Here is a 20,309-nt window from a genome sequence, read left to right on the forward strand (position 1 = left end):
TTTACCAGATCTTAAAAAATCCGCGTGCTGCGCAATGAACGCTTACCCGTTATCACCCGCGATCCTTGCGATCTGCAGCGTGCAGCAACGCAGCATGGCTTGCTTATCTGCAGGCAGGGAACTTTCTTCGATCACGGCAATGCGTTCCACATCGTTCATTGCACGGATGATGCTGACGGGGATTTCGATGCTGCCTTCGGTGAAGGAACTCAGGTAATCAATCGCGCCGACGAGGAACTGGCGCATTTCATCATCTGCGCGCGCGGTGCGGATGAAGCCCGCCAGCGCGGTCGGAATCTTTTGTCCGCGCGCGGCGGAACTCGAAGCGCCGAAGGAGCGTGTAGCGGAGAAGGAATGCAACGCGGTGGCGAGTTCGGTAAAACTTTGCACGCGCTGATAAATCGAGTCGCCCATTAACTCCCAAATGATCGAACGCCAATAATGGATCTGTTCAGGCTGTTTGAGTAAGGCGGAAACTTCTTTCTGCCAATCGGCGTCCATTTTTCCTCTCGCACCTTCGAGCATCTTGTCGATATCGGTGTTGAACAAATTGCGCTGCATCAACACGGCGAGGTCGGGACGCAGCGTGGGCAATAGATCGGGGATGAAGACTCCATCCGCAATAAAGTTGCTGACGTTCAAGCCGTGGCGGCGCAGCAGTTCCTGCTGGAAGAGCGGCAGGAAGCGCTGCATGGCATCCTGATCTTCGCGCAGCGCGACAAAAACACTGTTGCCAGCCGGGAAAGCGGTCTCGAGACGTTTGAGGAATTCACCGCGCCAATCTTGATACAGGCGCAGTGTTTCCAGAATTTCATACACAGGCAGGCGCGGCAGAATGCGCTCCGCGATCATGTTATCGCGCTCGGCATCCGCAAACGTTTTTTGTGCGAAATACTCCAGTGCGCGGAACAAGCCCGTTGTGAGTTGGTTGATGCCCAACACGCTGGTCTGTGCCTGATTATGTGCAATGGCGCGGAGCAATGTGCCTTGCTTCGAGAGCGGGATCATTTCCGCAACATTGGCGATGATTTGCTGTCCGCGATCCACACCCGCCACGGCGCGGCGGCGCGAGGTGGGACGGTCGCGCAGTTGCGGCATCGAACGCCCGATGAAATAGGAAATGATGTGAATGCCGATCACATCTTCAGGTCGCCCATAAAGGATGTGGCGGAAATGTTCAGTGAGTTCTTGCAGGAAACCTTCGTACAATGCTTCGGGCATGCCAATCGTGAGCCGCTCGAGTTCTTGCATACTACGGCTTTGCATGTTCAATCGGCTCTCGGCGAGCGTCTCTGCCGCGCGTAACAGATTCTGGCGATGCACTTGCTGCGCTTCACGGATGTGATAGTGCAAGTCTGCAAAATCACGCACAGGCAGTGTGCGCAGTTCTTCGGAGATGCAGCTTTGGAAGGTGCGCAAATCACCGCCGAGGAAAACTCCTTGCAGCGGAGTGACTGCATACGAAGTACTTTTTTGCGCGGCTTCGGGCAGGTTACGCGCCAGGCGTCGCTTATGGCTATCGAGGTCTACAAACGCGGGCTGACCCGCCACGTGCGAATAATATCCGCCCTGGCGCTGCATCGGTTCGCCGCTGCCCAATTTGACGCGCACCGCTTCGGCAACGCCATGCTCCGCCAGCCATGCTTGCATTTTGTATTTCGCTTTATGATATTGGAATGCGCCGTTCGCCTGACTGATCTGCTGACTCAGATCCGAACCCGCAATGAACACTTCGGGCAGCAATTCGCCAAAACGGCTTTGCGGAGTCTGATCAGTGTGACGACTCTGTGCGGCGTAGTCCCAAATGCGGTCAAGGTATTGTGGGATGTCGCTAACCGCGTCGAGGTCTTCAAACAGCGGAATGATCCAGATCGCGGGCAGATCTGCCTCAGGGTGTTCGCGGCGGACCTTCTCTGCCTGATTGATCATTTTTCGGTCGAGTGCGATGAACGCCTCAGGCTTGGTGGACATGCTGACTTGCATTGCCAGCGCCATGCCCGGGTTGCCGTACTTGCCTGCGGTGGCGTTGATCTCCTGCATGTTGTATGCGGTGGTCTCGATGGCGAATTGATCGCGCGCGGTGATCATCCCTTGATGGATGCGCGGCGTAATCACGAAACGCTTCAAAATATCACGGTAGCCGACCGCTTCGCGCAGGAGCGGTTCCGCGGCACGGTTTGCTTGAATCTCCGGAATCAGCGCATGGAGTTGCTTGCGCAAGCGTTTGTTCAGCGCGAAATATTTATCCAACATCTCGCGGCGTTGACTGCGCAACTCGATCATTTTTTTCTCGTAGCGATCATTGTGCTGCCACAGGGTGCGCGTGGCATCGCGGCGCAAGTGGAGTTGCGATGCGAGACGTTCCAGCGGTGAAGACTCAACCGCAAACGGCAAAATACCACGATAGCGTTGCTCCAACTGATGAGTAAGATGCGTGATACTGTTCAACAGTTGGGTGAAGCGCTGGCTTTGCAGTGGCAGACGTTCCAATTCAAGCAGCAATTCGGGATCAAGTACGAGGCGCGGATTTGCCTGGCGCAGCAATTCCAGGATGCGCGCGAGGCGATGGATGTTTTCCATCACCGCCGCTGCGATGAGACGATGCCCCTGCCCCGACGGACGATTGCTGCCGTCCCAATCGCTCCAGAAGGAGAGGAAGGGAGCGATCTTCTTCTCAGCGAAGAGATCAGAATAATTTTCACCCGCGATGAGCGCATCGAAATCCATGATGATCTCATCGGCTTCGAGTTGCGAGTCAATGCTGACGTTGTTCCCTAGAAATTCAGCGAGCAGGGCTTGCCCTGCCCTTTCCACGTTTTCAGGCGCAACAACATGATGGAAGGTCAACGAGTTGAGCAGCGTGTCGAACGCCATCTCTGCTTTCAGTGAATATTTTTGCGTGGGATGCACAGTGCGGTCGTACGTGCGCTGTTGAAATAATTGCTGACGGTTTGAAAGCGAATCTTTCATGAACTCGCGGTCAAGGTGACTCGGCAGCCAATTGTTTTCAAGCGTGGCGCGGCGCATCATTTCATCGCTGATGAGCGAGCGGTCAAGCAGTCGTCTGCGGAAGATGCTCAACCGTTCAGGCGCGTAACTTTTGGCGAACTCTTTTTGCAGACGGTTGCCATCGGCAGACGGCAGATCTGTGACGCGCTCGAAGGCTGGACTCTGTTGAATCTGTTTCAGCATTTTTCCACTGAGTTCATCCCATTGGCGTAACCGTTCGCTGAGCGCATCACTGCGCGTGGATGGAATCTGTACCGAGAGCCGTTTGCGGTTATAACGCGCGTCTTCTTCGGCAATTAGACGGTTCAAGTCAATCAACAAGCGGCGTGTTTTAATAAGCAATACATCGGCGTGATCGATGCCGCCCAATGTCAGGCGGAAGGTCGTGCGTCCCGTATCGAACCCTTTTTCGGTGCGGGCGAATGTTGCCAGTGGCAGCAGACCAATGCCACGCCGTGCGAGTGACGAAGCCAGCCAATCGAGCGACAAACCGAAGGGTAAACGTCCCACTTGCAAAAGCGGATACATACTGCCCGTTGGGGGAATGATATTGAGTTCGAACGGATTGCGGTCAGACGGTAGATTTTCAACGGCGGTCAACAGGGCTTGTGTGCGTTCCATGAAGAGCATGTTGCGCAGGCGCCAATACGTTCGCGCCGCTTCGAGGGGTCCGCGATAGAAAAGATAGCAGATAAAAATTGCGGCGAGGTTGGGCAGGATCAAATCGTTAATTTGCTTAAAGCGTTCGCGTAACGCGTCTTCGCGGATTTCCACCACCGAAAGGCGCGCACCTGCGAGACAGTCCGTCTTCGACATTGAGTGGACGGTAATAACGCGGTCAGCATCCTCTTCGTGGATGAGTCCTTCGCGCACAAGTTCAGACGCCACTTGCCGCACGGTTTTGATCTCGGGCAAACCGTTGATCGGCGCGACGTTCTGATACGAGAGGTCGTCCACCACGTAGATCTGATGCTCTAAACAATACGCGACCAGTTTGCGAATATCGTTTTCCGCAAAGACTCTGCCGGTGGCATTGTTTGGGTTATTGATGGACACACAACCATACTGAATCCAGCGCGGATCGTTCTGGCATAACTGTTTAAGTTTGGCGATCATCGCGTCCACATCAAGCGCGAGGTCGCTGGTCAACGGGATAACGTGAACATTGGGGAAGCATTGCTCGTAAGACCAACTCAAGTCGGTGATGAGCACATCAGTTAATCCACAGTGGAAGCCGAGCAAGCCCAGTCCCGTGCGCGATGAACCGCTCGCCACCATGCAGGCTTCGGGTTTGTATTGCGGTTGGTGCCTGGTGAAAACACTCAGAAAACTTTGCTGGAGTTTCTTTTGCCATTCAAGGTCATGCACATTGTCAATCAACTCTTGCAGCAGTTCAAGCGCTGAACTGCCTGCAAACTCATCCACCAACCCGCCCTGGGCGCGGTCTTGCATGATGCGGTTGACGAGGCTTGTTTTTTCGTCGAGCATCGCGAGCGCGTTCGCCAGTGACTGTGCGCCCGATTGCATCCGCCCTTCAAGACGCGTCCCCGCCCGCGCTGCCAGTTGTGACAGCAACACTTCAGCGATGCTGCCTTCGCCGTGTTCATCCAGCCAGGTTTTATCCGCAAAGATTTCGGCTGGCAGGTCTTTTTGCTGGTCGGCTAAATTATTTTCAAGTAAAAAGTTGAGCAGTTCCACTTCTGAGGCAGAGGGCGACCCTTTGAGTTGAAAGTGGACATTCTCAATGACGCTGAGAAAATCCGCATTGCCCGCGATAAACATCGTGGAAAGCGAATCAAGACGCGGAGAAAAAATCCCGGGTGTGAGCAAACGAATCACGCGCTGGACCAGTTTTGCTTCACGTGCGAGGGAAAGATGGTTGGGCGCGTTGTTCGCTTCGATGAAGAACAACGGACGTTCGAGACTCAACAAGCGCAACATGCGACGCGTCTCTTCGCCCATGATTTCGCCGATCAACATGAAGGTGGGAACTTCGGGCTGCTGATTGACGAACTGTTCCAACTCCGCACGCGCGATGCGCTCATCATCGGATAACTGCTCGACCATCAAATTGGGAATGCCAATAAGCGCCTGCGGAAATGTGTAACGATGACACAAGATCCGCGCGGGTGTGATCTGCAAATAATTTGCAATCGCAAATAGAATCACGCGCAGCGTTTCATCAATGCCGCCCGAAGCGAGGATCACTTCACGCCTCGCGGATTTCTCGCCGAAGTCATACTTCAGCGGCTCTTGTTGATTCTCCAGCCACCTGGCAAATGCTTTGATGAGCGTGTGCGGCGCTTTGCGGTTGTATCCGCCGCGCGGCATGTAGGGCGTGCTTTTTTGGATCGTACGAATCAAAAATTCAAGTTTGGGCTTTTCAGATTTTTCCCACCCCATGTATTCCAACAGCGTGTCAGGATCGGCATCATTTATCTCCTGCTGGTTGACGTCGAGTCCGAGTGCGATGCGCAGGAACGCGGAAGAGAGCCGCGCGTCTTGCAACGGATTCCCGATATGAAAATTGACCCGTTCCTCAGGCGGAACAGGCGCAGCAGCCGTGGCTTCGCTGATTTCCGAAACCCGCGCAACCCGAATCTGCTTCAGGCGGAAGAAAGCCAGGGGATCAGTTTGGGGCATTATTCTTTATTCTTGGATTCCAGCGCCTTGTGAAGCATGGACTGGAATAAGTTGAGCAATTCGGAACCCGATGCCGCTTCCTGTGGCGAGAGTGAAATAACCGTGCGGGCATTCTTCAAACTTTGGCTGGCTTCGGCGAGGCGCGCAGCTTGCGGCGTCAACACCAACAGCTCGGGGTTGTTCTTCAAAATTTCCAGTTCTTCTTTTTCAAACGCGAGGCGCATTCGATTGCGCGCCAGTTCATCTTCGAGCCTTTGCTGCGCGAGCGTGCTTTCCTGTTCGAGCAAGGTCTTCTTCAATTCGGATTTCTTCACTTCGAGGTTATGTTCCATCTCCGCGATTTCTTCATCCGCCTGATATTTGACCTTCGCCGCCGTCACGCGCGCTTGATTATTCAAACGTTCGGTTTGCTCAAGGATGCGCGCCTGTTCCTGCTGGCGGAGCGCGTCCGCGATTTCGGGGTCAACGGGTTCGAGGGACTGTACAGCAAGGGAGATCACTTCCACACCGAAAATTCCCTTGAACTGTGCAGAATTTTCGGTCAGGTGCGCTAACAGCCCGGTGGATGACAATGCGTGGATTTCCGCTTTTTCTGCGAATTGTTTCACCATCGTTTCGAGTCGCACGCCGACTTCTTCCGCGGCGCGCGCCACCGCTTCACTATCCCAACCACCGATGCGGATCAACGCCTGAATATTTTCCAGCGAAGGCGCAAGCGACGCCGCGAGTTTGATGTTCACTCCCAAATTACCGATGGCAGTGGCTTCGATCTTCAGATGTAAGTGATGAGTCGCGCGTTTGATGGGCAGACTAAAATGACGCGGAAAGAACAAACCCTTGCGCAGTTTGATCTGTCCATTCGTTTCGTACAGGACCAATACATCAGGCTGGCTAATGCGGTATTCGTAGACCAACAAAGCTACAATTGCCACCACCACTACGGCGGCAATAATCATCAAAACGATTTGCATAATAAACACTCCTTGTGTCTGTTTTCGGCGTAAAATTCGCTGCATTATACTGCGAGTGATTTAGATCAGGTGACCTGCGTTTAGTAATCCCTGAGAGTAAGCAAGAAACCTACAGCGTTACCAAAATCATTCTAGCAGGGTACAAACCCGGTATACGGGTATATGTTTCGCAGACGAGCATAGACTGCAGAAAGAATTCTTTCCACAGTTTTTGATTTGTACTGATGCAATATCATATAGAGTTGACACATAACGCGATACGATCCTGTTTCAACCTATCACGATGTTAGTGTCGGAGTCTCCATCGGTTCTGGCGTGAAGGCAAAACCTGTCACGGTACGCTGGATGAATTTCCGTTGACCAAAACGCTGACCGACCCGAATGACATTGCTTTCACGCTTGCATTTCTTAATCCTATGGCTTTCTTTACCTGAGTGGAGCGCTCACCTTTGGCGGCTTGCTTCGTTTTCTCTCGTACGCCCCCGCGCCTGAACAAAAAACGGAATTCGATCTCGGCTCCGTGGATCAGTATCCACTGGCTCGCGCACATCCATTACAGAGGTTCCCGCGTTTCTCATCCACACCGAAAGCGGATTCACCGCCCTGAGCCTGACCTACAACTCATCTCGGCTGCACTCTCGAACCGAATAAAACTGGTTTCGCCTGCCTCTGTCACAACTCTGCTTTTGATACGCAAGGGAATGTCACGCATGGTCCGGCAGTGAAACCTTTGCAGGTCTTACGCATCGAAATAACTGAAGATGAAAGCATAAAAGTATTTACTGTTTGAAGGACATCTCCATGAACCTTGCCCAAATCCTTGAAAAATCCATGCAAGACCACGACCATCTTTGTCCGCGCCAGATCCTTGGCGCACGGATTGGCATGGCTGGCATGAAAGCGCTTAACTTCACGGAACCACCGAAAAAGAAGGAACTGCTCATCATCTCTGAAACAGACGGCTGCTTTGTAGACGGAGTCATCGCCGCAACAGGCTGCACGGTCGGGCATCGCACCCTGCGTGTGGAAGATTACGGCAAGGTCGCCGTCACCTTTGTGGATACGAGAACGGGATACACAATTCGTATTGCGCCGAGGCTGGATATCCGCGAACGTGCCAGTGCCTTTGTTCCGAACGAGCCGCGCCATTATTTTGCCCAGATGCAGGCGTATCAATCCATGCCGGATGAAGAGATGTTCACATTTACAGAAGTCGAGCTGCTTACTTCGATTGAAAAAATCGTATCAAGACCTGGAATGCGCATTATTTGTGGTGTGTGTGGTGAAGAGATCATGAATGATCGGGGTATTCTACATGAGGGAGTAATTATATGTAATACATGTGCGAAAATGGGCTATTATCGAGTGAATAGATGCTCTTCACTTGGTAGTTCGCCCATTCAATTTGCAGAAAAAGAAAACCAAGGATAATGGGAATCATTACACCAAGATTTTTATTTTCCATCCAGTGGGGCAAACCCACCACCTAGTATTTCCTGTGCAGGCGAGACGATTACCACAGCTTTTAGATCTTCTTTTGCCACAGCTGTTTTTAAGTTATGAACTTCTGTAATGGTCAAGGCACACATCAAGATCGAACGATCTTTGCCAGTATACATGCCCTTGCCTTGCATGGCAGTCACGCCACGTTTTAAGTCCGTGAGAATGCGATTGGAGACGGCATCTGCTTTGTCAGTGATGATCAGAGCCAGTAATTGTCTGCGGCGCTGGCGAGGAATTAGCAACGAAAGTATATTTTTCGGCTTGCCCTGTTCAGATGGGGCTGCCGGTGCAGATTCGTCACCAAAGCGGGGAAGAATTTCACCAGTTGCCTTGGTCATATTGATGGTGGCAACAGCAAACACGGCAAGAAAAACATAGAACATAATCCCCAATCCGATCATGATTTCACCAGGGATAGGACCCACGGACGAGCGCATCATAAATTCTGCCAGATCTTTTGGAGCCTCAGGAAACAGATAGATCTTCGCCACCCATGAAGCCAGCAGAATCAAAAAGATCCAGTAATAATTTCTTCGCAGACGCCTGCCGAACGCCTCCCACATGGAGATAGGGAAACTAGGCGTTAATAAATTCTCGGCAAGGTTCTCTGCCCATTCAGGTGAAGGATGAAACGGCGGCACCAACATCGCGGCGTAAAAATCCGTCTCCATCAGCCGCACACGGTAACTCCACAACTCATAGTAGCGATAGCGCCGCGCCTCAATGAACAAAAACCACAACACCAACAGAGTGTTCAACAACACCACTGAGTGATGCACCGTCGACTGCCCAAAAGCGATGGAAAGCGTCGCACCTGTAACCACCACAGCCCAGTTCGTGGTCGTATCCAAACGTGTGCGCCAAACATTGGCGCGCTGAATTTCGGCGCGAAAAAAATGCACCATCGCCGTGACGAATTCACCTGATTTGAGTTTATATCCGCGATACGTCCATACGGGTTCTTCAGCGACTTCTTCCTGTTTTGGTTTGGATTTTGCTCTTGTGGATTTTTTTACTGCCATTAGATTTTTCTTTCTGGATCAAGAACCGTCTCAGACTTACCAAGAGCTAATTCTATTTTCTGATAATTTTTCTTGCGCTATAAGTGAGTCTACACCCATAGCTTAGATTGCTTCGTACTGCTTTCGTTGTAAAGTAGGGCGACATTAATGTCACCCTACAAAATTACTTCGGCAGCTTATACGCTTCCTTCGTCGGTTTGAGCGGACGACTCAGCCACATCGGTCTGCGATTGCCATCGGGGCTGACCTTGTCGGCGGAGCGGGTCATTGCCAGCCATTTGCGATAGATATCCATCGACTTATTCGTATCCACGAACAGGTCGCCTGCTTTTTCGCCGGGTTCTGCCTTGCGGATGCTGAATACCTTTTGCAGCCAGCAGTGGACTCCGCTGATCGGATCAGGATGCACTGCATGAGCGAGATTCTGGTTCACGCCGACGTTGCTCCACCAGATGCGGCTGGTATCGGGGTCGGATGATTCCCATGCCTTGCCGCCGTGGATGACGCGCATGAGGAATCCGCCTTTGCCATCGTCGTGGAGTTCCACGAGATTCGACGAGCCTTTGCTTACGCCTTTATCTTCCTGCAAACGCCAGCGCCCCAAGTGGTGGCTGATGGCGATGATGCCAGGTTTGATGCCCTCGGTGACCCAGACCGTATCCACGAAGTGACCGATCTCGGTTTCCACTTTAGCGAGATCGCCTGTGTCCAGCCCGAGCCGTTGTGCGTCTTCGGGATTCATCCAAATCGGATTCTTGTGCGAGATCTCATACAGCCACTTCGCATTTGCAGAGCGCGTGTGAATCAGTGTGGGCAAACGGAAGTTGGGCAGCAGGATCATCTCGCCTTTAGAGCGGTCGATCGTATCGGGGTGGACATGACTCTTCACCGTCCACGGGATGACATTTTCTTTTTCAGCCCAGCCCCAATTGGAGAGTGTGTCACTGAAGAACTCAAGTTTCTTGGAGGGTGTATCGAAGCCCGCCTTGGGTTGTCCATCCACCATCAAGCCGAGGACAGCGCCGGAAGCGTCTCGGGCACGATCAAATTCGTCGGTGGTCAGACCAGTTTCAGGCGTAGTGTGAAGCGTTTTGTCGAAGGGAGAATAATTCTCCTTCTTAACTTCAAAGACTCCATACTTGCGCATGTACGCCAATGGAGTCAATCCTTCCTTTGCAGCCGCTTCAGGCAGACCGGGCACGGAGTTTTCAAAAATCCATTGATAGTATTCATCCACGGTGATGATTTCGCCTTTGCGATATGGGCTCTCGAACCACTGACGAATGCCAAGCGAACCATCGGGGTCCATCTTCGCAGAGAGTTGAATCCAAAACTCGTTCTCTTCCCACACTTCGCCAGGGTTGGCTTGATAGGTGAAATCAACTTTCATGCCTGCGCGTTCCATCGCAACGCGGCGCACAGGTTGGCGGAATGCGATCCACTGTCCCGCGTGCGTTTCCTGACTCATCAGGTCATGACGTTCGGGTCCGTGACCCGTGGGCAAAACATAATCCGCGAACCATGCGGTTTCATTCCACGTGGGCGTGAGCGCCACATAACACTTGATCTTTGAGTCTTCATCCTTGAGCGCTTTGAGCCACATGAAACCATCGGGGTTGACCCACATCGGGTTGTAGACGCGCGTGAAGTACACGTCAATGTCGCCGCGACCTTCTTCGAGCATGTGCGGCAAAAGAATGGACATCTCATAATGCGCAAGCGGATACTCAATGGGGTAGTGCAGTTCGTTCCACGTTTCAGGAGCGGGCGCGCCCTTGAACGGCTTTGGCACGAACTTATTCCAGCCCGTCATTGATGTGCCGCCCTTGTTGCCGATACTGCCCGTCAGCACATTGAGGAACAGCAGACAGCGCGCCACCTGCCATCCCCCGAGATTGCCGACGCTTGCAGAACGCCAAACGTGCGTGGCAAGTTTTCCTTCGCAATTGGCAACCAGCCGCGCAGTTTCTTGAATGCGCTCGATCGGCACTTCCGATTCCTTTGCGGCGCGTTCAAAGGTGTATTCGGCGTAGAGATCTTTCAGTAATGCGTCAAACAGATTGAATAATTCATTGTCGAAAGTCGAAGGTCGAAGGTCTTTGGGTGTTGCTAATGCAGTGCGAATCTTTTCTGCAAGTTCACTGCTGTTCACTGTCAACTGTCCACTGACCACTGCACTCAGTGTTTCCTTCCAGTTGACCCATTTCTGCATGAAGTCTTTGTTGTACAGATTATTTTGGATCAGATGATTCGCAATAGAAAGCAAAATCGTGTTTTCACTGCCCGGGTAAGTCGGCAGCCAGACATCACTCATAGAAGCGGTGTTGCTCAAGCGCGGATCGAAGGTGATGAGTTTTGCGCCATCCGTTTTGGCTTCGATGATGCGCTGGGCATGTGGGTTGAAATAATGTCCCGTTTCGAGATGACTTGAAATCAAAAGGATCACTCGTGCATTCGCAAAGTCTGGGCTGGGGCGATCCTGCCCGAGCCAGAAGTTATAGCCCGCCCGCGCAGACGATGAGCAGATGTTGGTGTGGCTGTTGTGACCGTCCATGCCCCAGGTCTGCACGACGCGGTTGGTGTATCCGTCTTCGCCAGGGCGACCGACGTGATAGACGATGCCATTCGGGCGGCGCTTCTTGCTCTCGCGCATTTTCTCCGCGATTTCAGAGAGCGCCTGCTCCCAAGAGATTTGCTCCCATTTGCCTTCGCCGCGTTTGCCGACACGCTTCAGCGGATAAAGAATTCTTTCGGGATCATAAACTTGATTATGAGTCGCGGGTCCCTTGGCGCAGTTACGTCCGCGCGAGCCAGGGTGGACGGGGTTGCCTTCGAACTTGCGGATCTCGTAGGTATCCTTGTCTACGTAAGCGAGAAGTCCGCAGGCAGATTCGCAATTGAAGCAGACGGTCGGCACGAGCGTATATCTCCGCGCTACTTTCTTGGGCCACTCCTTACCGTCCCATTCCACCCATTCATCCCATACGTCAGTTGGGGGATACTGGCTGATGCGTCCATCCTCGTGGACGACTTCGGTCAGTTTGATGGGCTTACGATTAGAGTCCGTGAATTGCGGGACGGCGGTGCCTGCGGAGGTTTTTGGAATAGATTGGGTCATAGGGTCTCGGTTGAGTTCGATCTTCGCATTACGAATTCGGAATGTACTGCGGCGCCATTACGAAGGCATATTCGTAGAAGAACATGCCGACCATGATCGTCAGGGCAATGGGCAGGGTGGCTGGCACGAAGAGCCAGAGCAGAATGGGAACGATGTGCCCCAATGCAATGCCGCCCCACCAGAAGTGATTGCGGAATTTGCCGTGAGTCATTTCACGCGAGGCGAGCATGGCGGTATCAGTTGCGAAGGAAGTGAATTTGGGAGCCAGCGTCAGGATTAAGTTGACGACGATGCTTGCGGGGAGAACCATGCGCAAAAATCCATCAAGACCGTCTGGAAGGCGTAAGGCTGGAATGGCATACAATGCAAGGAAGACGCTGCTGGAAACCATGATGGACTGGGAAAGCAATTGGAACGGCAGCAACGGACCTTGCCACATGTCGCGCCCTTCGGCTTGATTGAGCAGGAAGGCAGTGTAGATCACAGCAAAAAGCGCGAACGGGAATGTGATCCATGCAAAGACGGGGCGCAGCATGAAAGACATCCAGGATGAAGTCAAACCGATAAACGCTGCGCCTTCCACCAACCACCACAACCCAGCAATGGCGGTAAAACCAACAAGAATGTACGCACCGCGTGCCACCCATGATTTCCATTGCGGACGCAGCATGATATTCAAGAAGCGTTTCGGCTGTGAGAGGTCTTTGATAAGCAATATCACAGTGATAAGCATAAAGACCATCGCCGTGAATCCCATTACAAGGAAGGTGGCTGGGTCGTAGTTGATCAAGTTGAACATCGAGCCGAGACTCAAGAGCATGAAGAGTCCGCCTGCGATGTTTTTGGTGACGAGATACGAAGGCAGTTCCCAATGCCAGTTGATCTTGTGCTGTGCGGTGTATGCGGTCTGCACCATATGCTCGGCGACGCGTCCGCCAAACTGAATGGGACCGTTGAGCGGCTCGCCTTGAGTCTGCGGGGTGCGGATGGGCGTGCCCGATTTGGATTTCAAGACAGGCAAAGCGATCGCACCGCGCTCATAAGCAGTGACGTTTTGTTCGGTGACTTTATCTGCCCACACATATGAGTCGTGGGTTTGAGTGGCGGAAGGATGCAGCGACCAATCGTTGCCGTTGATGTAGAACAGCTTGGGAGCAGTCCCCTGCTCAGGCTTGCGAACTGTCACTTGCGCAGTGGACAACTTTCGGCTTATTTCCGAAGCGGGGTCGTTCAAGTCGCCAGCGAGAATCGCATGTTCGGGGCAGACGACGACGCAGGCGGGTTCGAGTCCCACATCCAAACGATGCGCGCAGAAAGTGCATTTCGCGGCGGTGTTGGTTTCGGGGTCGAGATAGATCGAGTCGTAGGGGCAGGCTTGCATGCAGGATTTACATCCGATGCAGATGCTCGGGTCGAACTCAACGATGCCGTCATGGCGTTGATACATGGCGCTGACGGGACAGATGCGCACGCAAGGCGGGTTGGCGCAGTGATTGCAGCGCGTTACTTGAAAGCGGCGGCGCACATCGGGGTAGGAGCCTGTCTCCACATACTTGACCCACGTGCGATACACGCCAAGCGGCACTTGATTCTCGGACTTGCACGCCGTGGAACAGGCGTGACAGCCGATACATTTGGATTGGTCGATTAGGAAGCCGTAGTTTTGAGTCATTTGATAAGGATGAAAGAAGAAAGAGGAAAGAAGTTTCTTTCGTCTTTCTTCTTTCGTTTGATTAGGCTGCTTGTGGAGGAGTTACGGCATTCATGATCGCCGTTGTGAAATCAGTGGGTGTGACGCCAGGGGATTGGATGTTGAGGCGATAGTACGCTTCTTCAATTTTGGATTTGAGATTCTCAGGCGTGGCAGCGACACCGCGCAGGGATTGTTCGAGCGCGCCGAGAGCGAAGACGGGCAGCAGGGTGAAATCGCCAGAGATGGTGACGTCGTCAATGCGACCTTCACGCAAGCGGGCGATGATACGGATCAACCCGCCCTGCGCCTTGAATGCCGCTTCGACGATGTGTACATCCTGATGAATTTTCACGCCCTGCTGTTTGAGTTGACCCTTTTGATTCAGCCATTCATCAGAAAGGAAGCGCGCGTCAATTTCCTTTGCCATCGCTTCTTCTTCCTCAGTCCATTCGCCTTCGTAAACTTCCATACCCAACGCTTCGGAGACTTTCTTCATATACAAGTCTTTGACCGTTGCGCGGTCGGGCGTGGAGCCAAGTTGCTCAGACATCGTGGTCATGTAGGCTTCAAGTGATTCAAAAATCTTGTCGCGCATTTTCTCAGAGGGGACTTTCAAGACCTGCGACATGGTCTTCTTGTCGAAGGTGTACATCAGACTGCCGACGAGAATTTCGGCAATGCCCATCTGCGCCGCGCCTGTGCCGCCGATCTTCTTGCCGTTGACATGGATGTCATTGATCGGGCGCAGGTTGGCGGGAATGCCGAGTTCCTGATAGGTCTGCACGATGGGGTCAATGTAAAGTTTGAAGCGTTCTTCCAACGTGGCGGGTAAATCTTCCTTGTGGAAAATCCATTGCGTGAACAATTGACCGTTGTCCAAAAACACTGCGCCGCCGCCTACTTCGCGGCGATAAACGGGCAGGTTGTGTTTTTCGCAATAATCCAAATCCACTTCCTTTTGGATATCCTGATGGTAACCAACACTCACATACGGTCCATTGGGTGAGACCATGATGATGGTGTTGGGCGTGCTTTCTTTCATGGCGTACCCGACCGCGTGATAAACGGTCTGCGAGCGGAGCGGGGATACGCCTTCCATATACAGTAAACGGATTTTCTTGGACATTCGAGGTCTCCTCTAAGTTGAAATCATGACGATGGACGATAGACCATTGACCATCGTCCGCGGTCTGTCGTCCATCGTCTAATCAATACATCTCAAACAATTGACTTTCAGTTCCTTGATTCGTTCCTTGTACTTCTCTGCCGCCGCTTCACCCGTGACCAGGTGACTGGATTCTGCTTCGAGATTCGTCGGTCTTACTTTGACGAGCCAGCCATCGGCATACGGTTCTTTGTTGGCGAGCAGAATATTCTTTGCAAAGGCTTCTTCATTCGTTGCGATAATCTCGCACGAGAACGGCGCAGGGAACGGTCCCACCCACTTGGCGGATTCGATCGTCACCAACGCCTTGCCTTGTATAACCTTTTTGCCAACTTCCCGAAAACTGAGCGCTGCAAATTTTCCACAGCGGGTTTGGGCGACATCGGTCATGCCGAGTGTGGCAAACTCACCATCAAAGCGGATCCACACATCGCGCTCGATGTCGTAGGTCAGGTCTTCGGGGATGTCGCAGGCGTAGAAGATCATTGGTAAATGGTAATTGGAGATTGGTAATTACCAATCTCCAATCTCAAATTACTCAAACGAAAGATTTTGCTCTTCCATAAACTTCTGATACGCTGCCACCGCTGCTTCACCCGTCAACAGTGACGCGCTTTCGCCAGCCCAATCGGTGGGCTTTACTTTCACGAACCAGCCTTCGCCATACGGGTCGCTATTTATCAATGACGGTTTGCCTTTCATCGCTTCATTCACTTCCACGATCTCGCCTGTCACTGGTGAAGTCACAGGTCCCACCCACTTACCGCTTTCCAACGTCCCCGCCGATTTTCCCTTTTGCACCGTGCGCCCCGCGTCCTTCGGCGTGGCATTGACAATGCCCTTCGCCAAATTCTGCGCCACGTCGGTGATACCGATCTTCACGGTGCCATCGTCCATGGGCAATGCCCAGGCGTGTTTCTCCACCCAATAGTAGAGATTTTCAGGTATGTTACATCCACGAACTGTTGCCATTTTTTTATTCTCCTAGTTGGTGTTCACCTTGCAGGTGATACAGAAGTAGATCGAAAACAACCAACCGAATTTCGTATTCATATTCTGACACAAAACTCGGGTCGCGGCGCGCTTTCTTTGTGACCTGTTCGTAACTCGCGCCGCAAACGGGACAGGTGATCACGTAAAACGTGTGCTTTGTAAATTCGTCCACGCGCACACCCGAGCGTATCGCCATGATTTCTCCGCCAGGTGATTATGGACTTCGGAACGCTTACCGCTAAAATCGCAATAGGGACATTTGAACATGGTCGATATTCGATACTCGATAATTCGATTTTCGAATATCGAGTATCGCTTCTCTCTTAAGCCGCAACTGCTTCCGCTTCGAGCGGAATTTCCACACCGACGGCTTCCGCCACCAACTGAATGATGTCGCGGACTTCGATCTTGCCTTCGTTGCCAGTCGTCTTGACCGCGTCGGAGTACATGACCATATCCTTCGGACAGGTGACGATGAAGAGTTGAGTCTTCGCGTTTGCGCCTTCGCCGAAGGTGGTCAACGCTTCTTTGATTCGGTTCTCGGCAGGACGTTCCCCAGGCGCAACCTTGCCCATCCAAATCTGTCCGCCGCCTGCGCCGCAACAGAATGAGTTCTCGCAATTACGCGGCATTTCGACGAATTCCACGCCGAGCAATTCAAGCAACTTGCGCGGAGCGGTGAATCCGCCGTTGTAACGTCCGAGATAGCATGGGTCGTAGAAGGTGACTTTGTAATTCGACAGTTTATTCTTGATCGTGAGTTTGCCTTCTTCAATTAACTTGAGCAAGGTCACGGTGTAATGCTTCACTTCAAACGTCCCGCCGAATTGCGGATACTCGTTCTTGAGCGTGTTGAACGAGTGCGGGTCGGTGGTGACGATCTGCTTGAATTGCGCTTTGCCAAACGCCGCGATGTTCTGCTCAACGAGTTGCTCGAACAGACCTTCTTCACCCACGCGGCGGACATCGTTACCAGAATTGGATTCGTTCTGGTACATAATGCCGAAGTCCAAGCCGCCTTGATTGAAGAGCCGCGCAACCATTTTTGTATTCGGAATGACGCGCTCATCGAATGAAGCGGTATCGCCGACGAACCACAAATGCTCCACGGGTTCTTCGGTCGCGTTCTTGACGGGGAACTCCATCTCCTTCGCCCAGCGTCCGCGCAGACGTTTGCCTTTGCTCATCCAGTTGCCGTTGGTGGCGAGAGATTGAAGCGCGTTCTGCACGCCGCTGTCAATTTCGTAGCCGTCGATCAACATGCGGCGGCGGATGTCCACGATGTCTGCCATCGGTTCATTGCCGACAGGACACACGCGGACACAGGCATAGCAGGTTGTGCAAGACCAAACTGCCTCAGGGGAGATAACTGTCTCAGTAAGCGGAAGCAACAACTTCTCAGGATGAGAGCCGAAAGTCGCTTCCTTGAGAAGATAACGCTTGTTCACTTCCAATGCCGAAGGGGAGAGCGGTCGTCCCTAAAAATTCGCGGGGCAGACATCCTGACAGCGATTGCATTGCACGCAGGCGTAGGCGTCCATCACGCGCGTCCAGGCGAGATCGTAAATGACCTTCGCGCCAGGGTCGAACTTTTGACCTTCGATGACCTTCAGCGGAATCGCGGGGTCGAGTTGACCGCGCGGATTTTGTTTCGCCAAACCGAGATTGACAGGCGACATGAAAAAGTGCGTGTGCTTGCTGCGCGAGAGATAGGGGATGATGAACATCACCCAGCCAATGCTGACCCACCACGCAACATGCACACCCGTTTCAGACGCGCCGAAAATCGAATTGAGAAAACTTGCAATGGGCATGAACGGGTCAGCGCCTTCGGTGAGGCGAAAGGCTTGACTGATCAAACGCGCACCAACATGCATGATGACGAACACGCCGACGGTGAGCGAATCTCGCGCCTGCCCACCCGCTTTGACTTTCGGATTCAGCAAAACATTATCGCGGTACTCCAGCGCCTTGTCTTTGACGATGAAGCGGCGCACCAAAAACACGGTGATGGCAATTAGTAAAAATCCGCTCATCACATCGGCGATGAGATTGAAAGCATTGATGAGACCCGTGGGCGCGTTGGGCAAATGCTTGCCGCCATAGACCAACTCAAAGCCAGGGACGAGTCCTTCGAGCACATCCACAAGGTTGACGACGGCATAGGTGATGAGACCGAAGAACAATCCCATGTGAATGGCGCTGAGAACTTTACGCGCCTTGAAAATTGTTTGCTGGAACAAAACCTTGATCGCCTGCGATGAGCAAACTCGCAGGAATGTTCTTCAACTCAGGCGCAGGTCGTCCCTTGCGGATCGAGTCGATGATGGTCTTGAACCCATGAAATGTGAACCCCGCCGCCGTGATCGCCAGCACAATGAAGATGATTTTTTCAATCGTTGTGAGCAACGTACCCTCCCGAAAAGAATCAACCACGAAGTGTCACAAAGGTACACAAAGGGTTTTAAGGTTTTCCTTCGTGACCCTTTGTGCTCCTTTGTGGTAAAGAACTTAAAGAAGTTCGAGCATTGCTTCCGCAACTTCAAACAGATCCGCAGTCGCACCGTAATGCGCCACGTTGAAGATCGGCGCTTTCTTATCGGTGTTGACCGCGATGATCAACTCGGCGCTCTTCATGCCTTCGAGATGTTCAGGCGCGCCAGAGATACCGAGCATGAGATACAACTTCGGCTTGACCTTCAAACCCGACTTGCCCACCTGACGAGTGCGCGGCAGCCAGCCCGCATCCACCACGGGGCGGGAAGCGGAAACCGTTGCGCCGAGGCCTTCCCGCGAGTTCTTCCGCGAGTTCCACATTTTCCTTGCCGCCGATTCCGCGCCCAATCGAAACCAACTTGACCTGCGACGTAATATCCACATCGCCGCCAGCGGGTTTGATCGCCTCCACAAATTTCACCTTCAACGAACCCAAATCAACAGGTGACGCCATCGTCGTTGCCGCCGTCGAGCCTTGCCCTGCTTCCACAGGGAACGAACCCGCCAGACACGCCACGATCGCCATGTCGGTCCGCGCAGAAAGCCACGCGGCAATATCCATGCCTGTCACCGTCCAGCCGAACATCACCACCTTCGGCGACTTCTCCTTGACCAGCGCTTCAATCACTTTCCCATACGCTTCGGGATTGAAATTCGACAGCGCCGCGTCATCCACATGGATCGTGGAATCAGACGCGAAGACATTGGATGAAACCCCGCCTCCGACTACGACCGCAACGGCTTGCCCACCCAAAGCGGATGCCAACTCTTTGGCTTTTCCTACCATTTCAAACGACACATCGGAAAACTTGCCATCCATGTGTTCGGTGATTACGAATACGTCATTGCTCATGTTTTCTCCTCAAAAGACCATAGACCATTGACGATTGACCATGAACTTCCATCGTCTATCGTCCGTTGTCCATCGTCTGGCTATGCCAATCCCTTGCTCTTCAACAACTCCACGATCTTCTTCGCCACTTCCTTCGACGAACCTTCGATCATCTCGGCATGACCCGTCACCACGGGCGGAGCCATTTTCTTGAACGTCAATCCCGAACCCGCGTCACCCGACGGAGCGACCTTCTCCACCGTGGCGGACTGCGCCACCTGGCGGACTTTGCTCACAGGCGCATAACGCGGCGGCTTTGGCGCAGCCTGCACGCCCGCCACCAACAGCATGGACACGGAATACTTCGCGCCCGCGCCACCCGCAAATTCCTTGTTGACCGTGGCAGAGTCGCCGTTGGCTTCGACAGAACTCACGCCGCCGATGTAGGGCATATCCAAATACGCCGCGATCATCGGACCAATTTGTCCATCGAGATCATTCGATGCCTGCACGCCCGCGAAGACCATGTTCGCTCCCATGCCCTTGATCGCTTCTGCCAGCCATTTGGCTTGCATGTGCGAATCCGCGGCGGGGTCATCCCTGTGATCTTGATGGCTTTATCTGCGCCTTTGGCAAGCGCCAGATGGAGCACCGCGTCCAACTCCCCGATCATGTCCACCCCAACAACAGTCACCGTCCCACCGACAGCTTCCTTGACCAAAACGGCCTGCTCGATGGATTGCTCATCGAATTCGTTCAGCACGAAATCCACCGAGTCGAAATCCACGTTATTGCCTTTGACGGGCAGGTCATCGGCAATGCTGGGGATATGTTTGATGGCTACTACGATATTCATTCAGAAAT

At 52.9% G+C, this 20,309-nt stretch carries 18 protein-coding genes; 1 reads left to right on the forward strand and 17 read right to left on the reverse strand.

The features are described 5' to 3' along the window. Positions 1–42: 42 nt before the first annotated feature. The 3 genes from IPG80_RS10520 to IPG80_RS10530 all read right to left on the reverse strand — a co-directional run bounded on the left by IPG80_RS10520 (position 43) and on the right by IPG80_RS10530 (position 7,173). Positions 43–5,652 (reverse strand): pyridoxal phosphate-dependent aminotransferase, encoded by a 5,610-nt coding sequence (locus IPG80_RS10520; RefSeq protein WP_345106204.1) that lies wholly within the window; start codon positions 5,650–5,652, stop codon positions 43–45. Next, the gene (locus tag IPG80_RS10525) at positions 5,652–6,623 is read right to left on the reverse strand and encodes a hypothetical protein (protein WP_345106207.1); all 972 of its coding nucleotides are present in this window, start codon (positions 6,621–6,623) and stop codon (positions 5,652–5,654) included. Before IPG80_RS10525 ends, IPG80_RS10520 begins: the two co-directional genes overlap by 1 nt. A gap of 331 nt (positions 6,624–6,954) precedes the next feature. Continuing rightward, positions 6,955–7,173 carry a hypothetical protein gene (locus IPG80_RS10530; RefSeq protein WP_345106210.1) on the reverse strand — a complete coding sequence of 73 codons (219 nt, stop codon included), beginning with the start codon at positions 7,171–7,173 and terminating at the stop codon, positions 6,955–6,957. 251 nt (positions 7,174–7,424) lie between these two features. Here IPG80_RS10530 and IPG80_RS10535 point away from each other — a divergent pair, with 251 nt between their 5' ends. Then, complete coding sequence (locus tag IPG80_RS10535; RefSeq protein WP_345106213.1) at positions 7,425–8,054, forward strand: FmdE family protein; 630 nt, start codon at positions 7,425–7,427, stop codon at positions 8,052–8,054. A gap of 23 nt (positions 8,055–8,077) precedes the next feature. Here IPG80_RS10535 and IPG80_RS10540 read toward each other — a convergent pair whose 3' ends face one another. The 14 genes from IPG80_RS10540 to IPG80_RS10605 all read right to left on the reverse strand — a co-directional run bounded on the left by IPG80_RS10540 (position 8,078) and on the right by IPG80_RS10605 (position 20,301). Continuing rightward, on the reverse strand, positions 8,078–9,148 hold the full coding sequence (locus IPG80_RS10540) for a DUF2270 domain-containing protein (protein ID WP_345106216.1): 1,071 nt from the start codon (positions 9,146–9,148) through the stop codon (positions 8,078–8,080). 163 nt (positions 9,149–9,311) lie between these two features. Then, positions 9,312–12,266 (reverse strand): molybdopterin-dependent oxidoreductase, encoded by a 2,955-nt coding sequence (locus IPG80_RS10545; protein ID WP_345106219.1) that lies wholly within the window; start codon positions 12,264–12,266, stop codon positions 9,312–9,314. 28 nt (positions 12,267–12,294) lie between these two features. Next, positions 12,295–13,938 (reverse strand): 4Fe-4S dicluster domain-containing protein, encoded by a 1,644-nt coding sequence (locus IPG80_RS10550; RefSeq protein WP_345106222.1) that lies wholly within the window; start codon positions 13,936–13,938, stop codon positions 12,295–12,297. Between the two features lie 61 nt (positions 13,939–13,999). Further along, a complete protein-coding gene (locus tag IPG80_RS10555; protein ID WP_345106225.1) occupies positions 14,000–15,085 on the reverse strand; it encodes a lipoate--protein ligase family protein in 1,086 nt (361 codons plus the stop codon). A gap of 78 nt (positions 15,086–15,163) precedes the next feature. Further along, entirely contained in the window at positions 15,164–15,610 is a 447-nt protein-coding gene (locus IPG80_RS10560) for a glycine cleavage system protein H (protein WP_345106228.1), read from the reverse strand. Between the two features lie 48 nt (positions 15,611–15,658). Next, on the reverse strand, positions 15,659–16,096 hold the full coding sequence (gene gcvH / locus IPG80_RS10565; RefSeq protein ID WP_345106230.1) for a glycine cleavage system protein GcvH: 438 nt from the start codon (positions 16,094–16,096) through the stop codon (positions 15,659–15,661). A 4-nt stretch (positions 16,097–16,100) separates the two neighbouring features. Then, a complete protein-coding gene (locus IPG80_RS10570) occupies positions 16,101–16,313 on the reverse strand; it encodes a hypothetical protein (protein WP_345106232.1) in 213 nt (70 codons plus the stop codon). 127 nt (positions 16,314–16,440) lie between these two features. Then, entirely contained in the window at positions 16,441–17,565 is a 1,125-nt protein-coding gene (locus IPG80_RS10575; protein ID WP_345106233.1) for a (Fe-S)-binding protein, read from the reverse strand. A 30-nt stretch (positions 17,566–17,595) separates the two neighbouring features. Further along, complete coding sequence (locus tag IPG80_RS10580; protein WP_345106236.1) at positions 17,596–18,360, reverse strand: hypothetical protein; 765 nt, start codon at positions 18,358–18,360, stop codon at positions 17,596–17,598. After that, complete coding sequence (locus IPG80_RS10585; RefSeq protein ID WP_345106239.1) at positions 18,329–18,526, reverse strand: hypothetical protein; 198 nt, start codon at positions 18,524–18,526, stop codon at positions 18,329–18,331. Before IPG80_RS10585 ends, IPG80_RS10580 begins: the two co-directional genes overlap by 32 nt. A gap of 102 nt (positions 18,527–18,628) precedes the next feature. Continuing rightward, complete coding sequence (locus IPG80_RS10590) at positions 18,629–18,871, reverse strand: FAD-binding protein (RefSeq protein WP_345106241.1); 243 nt, start codon at positions 18,869–18,871, stop codon at positions 18,629–18,631. Continuing rightward, complete coding sequence (locus IPG80_RS10595; RefSeq protein ID WP_345106243.1) at positions 18,768–19,466, reverse strand: hypothetical protein; 699 nt, start codon at positions 19,464–19,466, stop codon at positions 18,768–18,770. The genes IPG80_RS10590 and IPG80_RS10595 overlap by 104 nt, the downstream gene beginning before the upstream one ends. Before the next feature lie 80 nt (positions 19,467–19,546). Next, positions 19,547–20,020, reverse strand: coding sequence for a hypothetical protein (locus tag IPG80_RS10600; protein WP_345106245.1), 474 nt, complete (start codon positions 20,018–20,020; stop codon positions 19,547–19,549). Further along, positions 19,915–20,301, reverse strand: a complete 387-nt coding sequence (locus IPG80_RS10605; RefSeq protein WP_345106248.1) for a hypothetical protein — start codon at positions 20,299–20,301, stop codon at positions 19,915–19,917. Before IPG80_RS10605 ends, IPG80_RS10600 begins: the two co-directional genes overlap by 106 nt. Positions 20,302–20,309 lie beyond the last annotated feature (8 nt).

It is taken from the genome of Candidatus Villigracilis vicinus, assembly GCF_016702885.1.
Lineage (GTDB): Bacteria > Chloroflexota > Anaerolineae > Anaerolineales > Villigracilaceae > Villigracilis > Villigracilis vicinus.